The sequence below is a fragment of the Lysinibacillus sphaericus OT4b.31 genome, from assembly GCF_000392615.1.
In the GTDB taxonomy this organism is placed as follows: Bacteria; Bacillota; Bacilli; order Bacillales_A; family Planococcaceae; genus Lysinibacillus; species Lysinibacillus sphaericus_B.
This window is the reverse complement of record NZ_KB933419.1, coordinates 1-9257: the sequence shown is the minus strand read 5'-3', so window position 1 is coordinate 9257 and position 9257 is coordinate 1. Positions and strand designations below refer to the sequence as shown.

Genomic DNA, 9257 nt, shown 5'->3' with positions numbered 1-9257 from the left:
AACTTTTACGGGGCAGATCAAATCGGGGGTGCTTTTTTATTGGGGACAGGAAATGTTGTAATGGGAAAATGGATAGCAGCAGGGGGAGCTAAATGAATACAAGCGTAACAACAACATGCACAGGTGTTGTCACAAAAAGACGTATCAAAACAATTAGGATTGTAGGTGATTCGTTTCAAAGGTTCTGTTTTACAAGACATGCGAAGTGTACATTTCCTATCAATTAATGTTTTAGCAGTTGTTCCAATCCTTCACAAAGAGCGTGAAGTTGTATGATTAATGGGGAACAGAGCAAGTTTTTACAAGAATTTGTGATAGTAGATTTAGGACACAATCATTGCAACGGGATTATTACTGATTCTAGCGGCTATTTAAAAGCCATTCGATTCGAAACGATTATTGCAATTAAGGGTCCTGGTTAATCAAGCCTTAAAAAGACAGTTGGAAGAACTCTTTAATATTTAAACAATCAAATAAAAGATGCAAGATAAGAGTAGATGCGTATGTTCACTTTACATTTAGAATAGAGTTTTTTATATGCGCAATTTACGCATGAAAATTATGGTAGTATAAAGGTTTTTTTGATTTATGTAAAAATATGTTAGGAAGTGTGGTGTAAACATGGATGGAAGAAAAAAAGGATGATAAAAAAATGATTATTATGCTGAAGCATCAAGATCTGCACTTGCTGTTTTACTTGTGGTTTTATTGATTTGGGCAATTTATGATTTGTTTAAAAACAATAAAAGTGACGGTAGTCAATGGGTACTTATAGCAGGTATAGTTATAGTTCTGGAAGTAACTAGACGTTATTTGATAAGAAAAAATTCCAGAAGAAAAGAGTAAGGAGAATGTTGAAGTAAGAGGTGTATATTCAGTTGAAAAGGACGTTTTTCATGGAGAAAGAGAATTCAGAAGAAACGTGTCTGTTAATCATATAGGAGATTATAAAATAACTCTTGGAACATGATAAAAGAATGGATTTCTTCTGGAATGATGTAGAAAAGCAATAAAAAGTAGAATAGTATATTAATAATTTTTACCGTAATGGGTATTCCTCACAGACAGATAATACTAATCATAAAAATATGCCTGAAAAAGGCATAGTGACAAAGTAGATTGCATGACGCATGGTGGATTGCAGATTTCAGTTGTTCATGTGTTAACAGTAGAGGGCAGTTTAGTTGTCGGGATCAAGTCCAACGGGTGCTTCCATTCTACCCCGACTACTATCAATCTATAAATTGAATAAAAAATGATCAACCAGATTTCTCTGACTGACCTTATAATACGAAATGGGTGTTTGAGTTGAACAACCCATAATAAGACCACTCCGTGATGAACAGTAAAGTTAATGATCAGTGAAGCTAATAAAGCCGAACTAGTCGTTTAGTTTTAAAACTTATAAAGGAATGTATATTTTAATTATATTACCGCTGTTGCTAAGTGATTTTAAATCTAGCCATTGTTCCATATCAAATGGCCGTAGAGTATCATAATTATTGTTTTCTAACCATTCATTAATAGAAATGTAGGTGCTATCCACATCTTCTTCAATACCTTGATGCTTAAATATTAAAAATTCCCCCTTAGGAATGGTATGCGTCAACATTCCCTTTGGTATAAAAGAAAAATCTTCCACTTCCACTGCGACAATATGCGTATAGGGGGTATCTGGAGTCCATTCCACTTCTTCATAAATCTGAATAAGAAATATACTATCACTAATCCTCTGCTTAATTTGTGAAAAATGATTTAGAATTTTTTCTCGGAGATTTTTAACAATGTTAAATTGAATATCATCATTAAGACTTGCTTTTGAAGAAAATCCGATTAACTTCATTTCTTGCCTGCTAACAATTTTAATATCTGGTAAAAGCATCTTTTCACAAACCTTTCTGTGATGGAATAATTATACTCACTATAATTTACCAAAAAAATAACGAGAAGTAACTATAATCTGATGGTGCTAAATTAGATTTTTTTAGAATTAGGTCTAACAGCTAAGTAGTGAAAAATTAATTATACTAGTAATAATAGGACTAGATAACTCGAAGGCTATTAGATATAGCAAACATAATATTAACATTAATAAAAATCATATTAAAACATTTGATAAACCGGGAGAGTTTTCGTGTTAATTTCGCAAAAGCATATCGCCTGTTCTTGCAGAAGAAGTTATTATGTAAAATAATGAAGTTATCCAGAATAATGAAGAGTATTATAATTGTGACAGTGTAGGAACAGCGAGCATAATTAAATGTTTTAAGTTTACTCCAAACGTTAGTCGTTTGTGACGTAATTTAAAGTTGTAGATGCAATGTACTATTTGAAATTTCTCGATGAATGATTAGAGGGACTTACCGCAATCGGTGAGTCCTTTTGTTGTCTTAGTCATGTTAATGAACATAGAGAAGCGTTACTTCATGGAAGATATGGATTGCCTCATTTCTGTAGTTTTGGACATTTATATTCAATCCATTGGTTGATACACTTGCACAATATTACATAGAGGAGTGATAACAATGGTTGAGGTACGTTACAAGGTAAGAGAAGTGTTGGACCAGAGCAAAATCGATACATTTTTGCAGCAAGCTCGAATTGGACATCTTGGCATGGTTGATGGTCATTTGCCATATGTTGTGCCGCTTAATTTTGTATGGACCAATGGGATGCTGTATTTTCATGGAGCCTCTGGCGGGAGGCGAAATCAAGTGATGAATGAGAATCGAGAAGTCTGTTTTACCGTGTGTGAAGAGTATGGAACGATTACGAATCCAGTACCAGCGAAGACGGACACCGCATATATGAGTGTCATGGTTTTTGGCAAGGCTCAACCCATCGACGATTTGGATGAGGCTACACATATGCTGCAAGAAATGATGTATAAATATGTGCCTGGTTATTATAATCGTCCATTATCCCAGCAACACGTAGACAAATATCGATCAGCAGTTTTCGGTGGTCCAGTTCAAGTTTATCGCATTGAACCACAACATCTTACCGCGAAGGAAAATCCAATCGAAGAAGGGCAAATGTTCAAACCTGAACTTTCCTAAAAATGTGATACGGCAACAGATATCACACTTTTATGTTTATTGTTAGGAATGTCTGTGTTATTTTACAGCCGAAAAGGAGCAATGGAGCTTACCGACTATGTGGCACTTGGTGGTGTGTTGCTGAACAAGTAGACGTTCGAGTGTATCAGCATAGAGATACGGTTGAAATCGTCATGAAAAGCAAAAAATCAATGCTCGATTGCAACGTTATTCGGTCCATTGATGCCCTCCATTTCACTAACTTGTGCCGGTGTGCCTTTGGTGGTGGCAGTTGATCAAGCGTTGACAAAGCTATTAATAGAAAGCAAGTTGAGGAGTAATGTATGGATATTTCAAGCATGCAAAAATATGTCAAACAGTTTAGTGAAGAAAAAGGATTCCATGTTAATACAATTCACACTAGAACATTATATTTAGTGACTGAGGTTGGCGAATTGGCCAAAGAAATTTTAAGTATTTCTTTTAATCCAACAGAGGAAAAAGTTCGACTGGCAAAGGAAAACATAGGTTTGGAGATGTACGATGTTCTATTCAATGTATTAGATCTTGCCAATCGTTTGGAAATTGAATTGGAAGATGCCAGTCGCAAAAAGATGGAGATGAATAAGGACAGAATTTGGTATGAAAGATAAACCAATCCTATCCTATCAAAGAGCCACTAACCTTGGTCACACAGGGACAGTGGCTCTTTATTATTTACTCTAAAACAAGGAACCACCTTTCTAAAAGGTCATATCAAGATAAGATAATGCACTATAAACCAATCAGTAGTTATCCTAACAGCGAGAATGAAGCCCTCATGCGATACAGCTACCAAATGTGTGAGAGATAAGATGTACTGGTAATTGGTGTGTAAATGATAAGAAAATATGTAATTATGGACTGCTGGAAATTGTCTTTTTGGATGTTTTCTCTCAATCCGTAATTCGTTATGCTTAGAGCGTTCATTCATAAAACTGACAACGGACAAAAAGGGGGCATAGTATGGTTTATTTAGTTGAAGAAAATCTCATAACTGTCAGGAAGCAAATGGCATTAGCTTGCCAAGCTTCAGGACGCAAGAAAGAGGACGTAAAATTGTTGTTGGCAACAAAAACGGTACCGCTTGAAAAATTAGCAATGGCGATCGAAGCGGGGGAAACTTTATTTGGTGAAAATAAAGCTCAAGAACTTCGGGACAAATTTCCACTTATGCAGCAATATAACCAGGTAGAATGGCATTTTATCGGACACCTGCAAACGAACAAAGTGAAGTACGTTGTAAAACATGTTACACTCATTCATTCTATGGATCGTTTGAAATTAGGGCAGGCGCTACATCAACAACTTGTCAAAGAGAACAAGACGATGGATATTTTAGTACAAATCAATACATCCCGTGAATCGAGTAAGTTTGGCGTCTCACCAGAATCAGCTCTGGAATTAGTTGAACAATTGTCTCAATTCGACACGTTGCATATCAAAGGGCTAATGACGATTGGAAAACTAAATGCCAAAAATGACGAGACCAGACATTGCTTCCGATTATTAAAACAAATTCAAGCACAAATAAAAGCGAAAAATTTTCCGCGTGTAGAAATGGACATTCTCTCGATGGGGATGTCGGGGGATTTCGAAGTGGCCATTGAAGAAGGGGCTACTATGGTAAGAGTAGGGACAAGCGTATTTGGCCAACGTTATTTGCCAGATGAGTATTACTGGAATGAAAATGTGGTTCAGGTTGATTAAGCAGAGAGGTAGGAAAAGCGTATGAACACAACATCAGTTTCACTGCGTGGTCGTGATTTACTATCGCCCACTATAGCTGCTTTTATATCCGTCCTAGTCAACTACGGGGGTACTTTTATCCTGGTGTTTCAGGCTGCCAAGATTGCTGGTCTGAGTCCCGAAATGACTGCTTCATGGATATGGTCGATTTCCATCGGTGTTGGGGTAACTGGTATTTGGTTAAGTTACCGATACCGTGAACCAATTATTACAGCTTGGTCAACACCAGGTGTGGCATTTCTTGTTTCAGCTTTGGCAGTTACGCCCTATGCTGAAGCAATTGGCGCTTATATCATTTCTGCTATAGCATTTGTCATTTTAGGTTTATCAGGGATGTTCGAACGTTTTGTTCAGCTTATTCCGCCAGGCATTGCTTCTGGGCTGCTGGCAGGTATTCTATTACAGTTTGGCATTTCAGCCTTTGGTGGTGCGAAAGCGGACCCTTTACTTGTCATTGTGCTTTTTACTGCGTATATCCTATTAAGACGATTTACATCTCGATATGCAATCGTAGGGATCTTGGTAATTGGATTGCTTTATTTGGTAAGTGTTGGGAAAGTCGATTTCAGCAATGTTAAGTTGGCCATCGCATCTCCAGTGTTTGTTATGCCCGAGTTTTCGCTTCATGCTTTATTGGGCGTCGCATTGCCGCTTTTTATTATTACTTTGACGGGACAATACATGCCAGGAATGTTAGTGTTGCGAAATGACGGATTCAAAACGAGTGCGAATCCGATTTTGATTGTGACAGGATTGGGCTCGCTCCTGACAGCACCTTTTGGATCTCATGCTTTTAACGTTGCAGCGATTACAGCGGCCATTTGTACCGGAAAAGACGCCCATGAGGATTCAACGAAACGCTATATTGCGGGTATTGCCTGTGGTATTTTTTATATTATTGTTGGCATTTTTGGCGTGACGTTGGCCGCATTGTTTTTAATTCTCCCAGCTACTTTCATTGCAACATTAGCGGGATTAGCGTTGCTCGGTACAATTGGTAGCAGCCTTGCTAATGCGCTAACAAATCCAAACGGACGCGAAACAGCACTCATTACTTTTTTGGCAACAGCCGCAAATGTGACATTACTTGGAGTCGGAGGGGCATTTTGGGGACTCGTAGCTGGTTTAGTGGCCCATTTAGTGATGACTGGTCAATTTTTCAGAAAACACCATACTATGAAAGGCGTACAACAAACTAAACTGAGATAGTAAGAAGGAAAAATGAATACAGATAAGGTGACAATAAGTTGTTTACTAGCAAAATGATGGTGTTATATCTTTAGAAAAGATCATCGTTTTGCTTTTTTATGACTGGTATTTCAAAGCTTTACAAACCGCTAATTGTAGCTTCCCCAAAAGTAAAAATAGTATGCTAGGAGTACTCATAGCATGCTAATTTTTTGATATAGAGGTAAAAACCCGCTTAGACTCCTGCGAGAAAGCAAAGCGGATTTTTTACCATATAGGAAACGATTGTTATTGTTTGAAGAACTTTACGGACATTTTAGTTGCCAGCGATTAAACCGGATGGGATTGGGTGGTCTTTAAAAGTATTTCTGCAAGACGAAAAATGCCTGCTTCAATTGCTGCCTCATCCATTTTAGCAAAACCCAATACCCATCCTTTTCGATTGCTGTCCAAACAATACTTGCTAAGCGGATAAACTCGGATTCCTTTTTCCAGTGCTAAGTTCGTCATTGCTTCTTCATCAAACGATTCTTCTGCTTCAAGAAGCATATGCAAGCCCGTTTCAATGCCACTTAGTTTGAAACGCTGGGCTAGTCCAGTTGCAATGATCGCCTTAGTCATAGTTTCGTGTCTGCGTCGATAGACATTTCTTGCTCTCCTCATATGGCGCATAAAATGACCGTGCTCAATAAAATGAGCCAGTGTTAATTGCTCCATAATTGGAAGATGTCGATAGGTTAATTCTTGTACTTGAGCAAGCTGGCGGATGGCATTTTTTGGACCAACAATTGCCGAAATTCGTATGCCAGGAGCAACCATTTTAGAAAAACTCATCATATACAATGTGTTTTGAGGTTGTTGGCTGAACAAAGTAGGAAGCGGACCACCGCGATATCTAAATTCGCCATCATAATCGTCTTCTACAATCCAAAATTGATCTTGCGCAGATTTTTGTAGCAATTGTTGCCTTCGAGGTTCAGACATAATGACTCCAACTGCGCATTGATGTGAAGGCGTAACAAAAGTAAGTTTTGATTGTGGATGAATGCGATTTACTTGTAATCCGTACTCATCAACAGGCACAGGCACAACATGCATGCGCCGATATTTCATGGTCATCCAGGCAGCGGGAAATCCAGGATCCTCAACAGAAACCGTTTCACCTTCATTTAAAAGTGCTTGGGCAATGAGATCTATGCTATGCTGTGCACCTGAAGTTAAGATAATTTGATCGATATCTACATGAATGCCTCTTTCGAATGTCAAGTAACGTTGAATCTGTTCACGCAGTGGAATAAAACCATAGGCGTTGCCATAACCCCAATCGACCAGATCTACTTCGGCTGATGCCTGTAAAAAAGATTGTCGCCAAATTTTGCGAAAATACTCGTCCAAATAAGGCTCATGGGGGCTAAAATCGAATTCTACGTGTTGCTTTTCTTTGCCTCTAAACCAACTGTTCAACTGTTCAACAGCTGCGTTCAATAAAGGCAATTCTGGCGTGGATGGTCCTTGTGGAAACACCTCTTGTGAAGTGTTGGTTTTATATCCCCATTCACTTACCCTTGTGCCACCACGCAAATTTGTAACGGTGTAGCCACGACTGAATAATTCCTCATAAACAATCTGTATTGTTGAACGGGAGACACCGACTAATAAGGCGAGCTCTCGAGATGGGGGCAGTAACTCGCCAGGTGGCCATTTTCCTGTTGTAATATTATGAATAGCTTGGTCAAGCAATTGCTGCCATATGGGATTTTTATCGTCCCGGTTAACTTTTAGCATTCCATTCACTTCCAAATAATTTTAGTGGTTAAAATATGGATTGTAATATTATATAAAAATGGATATTTTAGTGCATTCCATAATGGCTATGCTATCATACCAATAATAGTCTTTGCAACATGACTGGATGAGGTGGAAAGCCTTTCTGCCATGAGGATGCAAGTAAAAAACAATAGCTCTTTACAAAGCAGGTCAGACTAACTTTTGTAATACTCTTTATTCACAAGAAAATAAAGAGTATCACCGTTGAAAAAAGTTATTTATGCTTCAACTCGGGTAGCTCAAGCAACAGCTCAGGTAAGGTGGAGTAACGATATATTTCCATCACTGCCGATAAGGCACTTATCAAAAAAGCGTGGGACTTTTTGAGACAGGGTGGTAAAATATATATAGAATAGGCACCCTCTTTTTTGCAAAGTTACTTGATTCCTTACTAGATAAATTTGGTATTAATTGGATGGTTATCCATTATAGAATAAGGAGGCTTTTTAAATGAATGATCAAAAAATAATCCCATTTCTCTCCTTCACAGGCAATGCGGAGGATGCAATGAATTTCTATGTCTCTGTTGTGCCCGGTGCAAAAATCACGTCACTTGTGCGGTATGAAAAGGGACAGCCCCATGGCGATGAGGGCAAGGTATTGAATGCTACTCTTTCCTTGATGGGTCAGCAAATTATGTTTATGGATATGTCATCTGCCCACCCTGCACCGGACTTTAGTTGGGCAACGTCGTTTTTTATTCATTGTCAAAGCGAAGCAGAATTTGATGCAGTTTTTAGCGGGCTTTCCAAGGAAGGCTCTGTAATGATGGGACCGGAGGTTGTGATGCAATTCCGAAAAGTGGCATGGGTCACGGATCAATTCGGAGTGACATGGCAACCCGTCTGGCAATAAGGTTTACAATAGAACGAATAAAGTGAATAGGACAAAAAGCTACAAGTTTTTTAAAGTGAGTTCTAAAAAATAGAAGTTCAATATCCATAATGGATTATTATTTTTACTAAAAATGAGATGCGTTCGATCATGTCTAATGCATAGTACGATGGTTTAAAGCGAATAAATAAAATACGAGAATTAAAAGCAAAAAAGGTGCCATTTGCATATGGAATACCGAATTCAGCCCAATAATGCATATATCATCAATCGATGTAAATATCAATTTTTTTGGAGGTGTTTGTCACATGAATCCAAAGGAAACACCAGAAGAAAAAAGAGAACGCTTAAGGCAAGTGAATTAAAAAATAACCCCACCGGGTCTTTAAACGATGGAATGAATAGAGGAATTGGTGGAAATTTAAGTGGTATGGGTTGGAAAGATGGAGTAGCATTAATTTCAATATTATTAATTAGTTATATTATATACAAATTGTTTTTTAGTTGAGTCAATTTCGTAATTTTGAGACCTTACGGCTCTAAGCTTAAAATGACAAGAAAATAGAGCACCTCCCCAAATCC

General features: G+C 38.0%; 8 protein-coding genes and 1 pseudogene. 7 read left to right on the top strand and 2 right to left on the bottom strand.

Annotation, left to right across the window (positions count from 1 at the left end; translation table 11 throughout):
• The first annotated feature begins 272 nt into the window (after nucleotides 1-272).
• The gene (locus tag H131_RS24830) at nucleotides 273-422 is read left to right on the top strand and encodes a hypothetical protein (protein WP_155242536.1); all 150 of its coding nucleotides are present in this window, start codon (nucleotides 273-275) and stop codon (nucleotides 420-422) included.
• Nucleotides 423-1402: 980 nt separating this feature from the next.
• On the opposite strand, the gene H131_RS22260 is transcribed toward H131_RS24830, so the two are convergent.
• Complete coding sequence (locus tag H131_RS22260; protein WP_010861398.1) at nucleotides 1403-1882, bottom strand: GyrI-like domain-containing protein; 480 nt, start codon at nucleotides 1880-1882, stop codon at nucleotides 1403-1405.
• Nucleotides 1883-2525: 643 nt separating this feature from the next.
• Here H131_RS22260 and H131_RS22255 point away from each other — a divergent pair.
• The 4 genes from H131_RS22255 to H131_RS22240 all read left to right on the top strand — a co-directional run bounded on the left by H131_RS22255 (nucleotide 2526) and on the right by H131_RS22240 (nucleotide 6035).
• Nucleotides 2526-3059, top strand: coding sequence for a pyridoxamine 5'-phosphate oxidase family protein (locus H131_RS22255; RefSeq protein WP_010861397.1), 534 nt, complete (start codon nucleotides 2526-2528; stop codon nucleotides 3057-3059).
• 323 nt (nucleotides 3060-3382) lie between these two features.
• Nucleotides 3383-3691 (top strand): MazG nucleotide pyrophosphohydrolase domain-containing protein, encoded by a 309-nt coding sequence (locus H131_RS22250; RefSeq protein ID WP_010861396.1) that lies wholly within the window; start codon nucleotides 3383-3385, stop codon nucleotides 3689-3691.
• Between the two features lie 352 nt (nucleotides 3692-4043).
• On the top strand, nucleotides 4044-4787 hold the full coding sequence (locus tag H131_RS22245) for a YggS family pyridoxal phosphate-dependent enzyme (protein WP_010861395.1): 744 nt from the start codon (nucleotides 4044-4046) through the stop codon (nucleotides 4785-4787).
• Nucleotides 4788-4808: 21 nt separating this feature from the next.
• Nucleotides 4809-6035 carry a benzoate/H(+) symporter BenE family transporter gene (locus tag H131_RS22240; RefSeq protein WP_010861394.1) on the top strand — a complete coding sequence of 409 codons (1227 nt, stop codon included), beginning with the start codon at nucleotides 4809-4811 and terminating at the stop codon, nucleotides 6033-6035.
• Nucleotides 6036-6344: 309 nt separating this feature from the next.
• Here H131_RS22240 and pdxR read toward each other — a convergent pair whose 3' ends face one another.
• Entirely contained in the window at nucleotides 6345-7799 is a 1455-nt protein-coding gene (gene pdxR, locus H131_RS22235) for a MocR-like pyridoxine biosynthesis transcription factor PdxR (RefSeq protein WP_010861393.1), read from the bottom strand.
• 492 nt (nucleotides 7800-8291) lie between these two features.
• Between pdxR and H131_RS22230 the strand changes: the two genes are divergently transcribed.
• Nucleotides 8292-8696, top strand: coding sequence for a VOC family protein (locus tag H131_RS22230; protein WP_010861392.1), 405 nt, complete (start codon nucleotides 8292-8294; stop codon nucleotides 8694-8696).
• A gap of 287 nt (nucleotides 8697-8983) precedes the next feature.
• A pseudogene (locus H131_RS22225) lies at nucleotides 8984-9183 on the top strand (DUF6366 family protein).
• Nucleotides 9184-9257: the final 74 nt, after the last annotated feature.

Excerpts from the sequence above, each read along its gene's own strand:
- H131_RS22245 (WP_010861395.1), top strand. The coding sequence starts at position 4,044 with ATGGTTTATTTAGTTGAAGAAAATCTCATAACTGTCAGGAAGCAAATG.
- H131_RS22250 (WP_010861396.1), top strand. The coding sequence starts at position 3,383 with ATGGATATTTCAAGCATGCAAAAATATGTCAAACAGTTTAGTGAAGAA.
- H131_RS24830 (WP_155242536.1), top strand. The coding sequence starts at position 273 with ATGATTAATGGGGAACAGAGCAAGTTTTTACAAGAATTTGTGATAGTA.
- H131_RS22255 (WP_010861397.1), top strand. The coding sequence starts at position 2,526 with ATGGTTGAGGTACGTTACAAGGTAAGAGAAGTGTTGGACCAGAGCAAA.
- H131_RS22240 (WP_010861394.1), top strand. The coding sequence starts at position 4,809 with ATGAACACAACATCAGTTTCACTGCGTGGTCGTGATTTACTATCGCCC.
- H131_RS22260 (WP_010861398.1), bottom strand. The coding sequence starts at position 1,882 with ATGCTTTTACCAGATATTAAAATTGTTAGCAGGCAAGAAATGAAGTTA.
- pdxR (WP_010861393.1), bottom strand. The coding sequence starts at position 7,799 with ATGCTAAAAGTTAACCGGGACGATAAAAATCCCATATGGCAGCAATTG.
- H131_RS22230 (WP_010861392.1), top strand. The coding sequence starts at position 8,292 with ATGAATGATCAAAAAATAATCCCATTTCTCTCCTTCACAGGCAATGCG.